Origin of the sequence: Coleofasciculus sp. H7-2, assembly GCF_042747725.1 — a bacterium.
Lineage (GTDB): Bacteria > Cyanobacteriota > Cyanobacteriia > Cyanobacteriales > FACHB-T130 > FACHB-T130.
In genome coordinates this window covers 1-1159 of record NZ_JBHZGO010000087.1, presented here as the reverse complement: position 1 = coordinate 1159, position 1159 = coordinate 1, and the positions used below count along the sequence as shown (strand labels likewise).

The following is a 1159-nucleotide window of genomic DNA, read 5'->3' as shown; positions in this document are numbered from 1 at the left end:
CGCGTTTGCCCGGCTGGCGGGGGTCGCGAACTCGACTGAGAAATGGTAGCGGGCTTGGAATCTTGATCATCTCTTCCATCTCGACTGCTATTCTAAGCAATTTGGACTCATTTGTGATAAAAGCCTGAGGAAAGGATATACTACCGACCCAAGCGATGTAGAATGGGCGATACTCTAGCCTCTGCTGCAAAAAGCCCTAAGCAGGCGAGAGTTGCGAGGTAGACCGCTGGAGCTGCCTCTTCGGGAAGTCGTCAATAGCCATCACGTACGTGCTACGTAACGGCGTGCATTGGCGGGACCTACCCTGTGACTTAGCAGCTTGGCAGAGCGTCTACTACCACTTTGCTCAATGGCGGGCTCTAAACTTATGGAAAAGAATCGACAAGCGCTTGCGTAAACGGTTAAGAAAGCGCGGGTCGCAAGAAGAACCCGAGCGTCGGTATTGCAGACAGCCAGGCGGTAAAGGGGACAGTTCATATGGGTAACGGCTACGATGGCGGTAAAAAGGTCAATACCCGCTAGCGGCGGGCACTTTGGCCGCAAGCGCCATTTATTGGTGGATACGCTCGGCTTGTTGCTCACTGTCGTCGTCACTAAGGACTAAGGCAAACATTTCCGATCAAGCAGGGCTGAAAAAGCTGCTTGCAATCATGTCCGGCAAGCTGTCTCGTCTAGGACTTATCAAAGCCGATGAGGCGTACCGAGGTCAGGACTTCAGCGCCTGGGTGGAAGAAACGTACCAGCGCAGCCTTGAGATCGTGAAGCGCCCTGAAGGCGTTAAGGGCTTTCAGCTCCAAGCGCAAAGGTGGATTGTTGAGCGGACACTGGCCTGGCTGGGCAACTATCGGCGCTTGAGCAAAGACTATGAGGTGCTACCTGAAACGAGTGAAGCCTTCATCTACCTGGCAATGGTCGACCTTATGACCAAACGCTTAGCGGGTTGTTCGACCCCTGCTTTCAGGTCAAAGTAATTTTCAAACACCCTCTAGCTTAACGCCCCAAACTAGTACAGCTTCCCATAAGTCTCTTGTCCTTTACTGTTCCAGCACGCTAGTCCAAAGCTATACCCGTTTCACAGGGCACATTGCACTTTAGTGCAAGACTTTAGTTGCTACTCATTTCTAAGCGGCTGGTAAAGTCAGTTGGGTGAACAAAAACC

General features: G+C 52.0%; 1 pseudogene. It reads left to right on the top strand.

The features are described 5' to 3' along the window. Positions 1-181 precede the first annotated feature (181 nt). Positions 182-971, top strand: a pseudogene (locus ACFW2W_RS17945) (IS5 family transposase). Positions 972-1159: the final 188 nt, after the last annotated feature.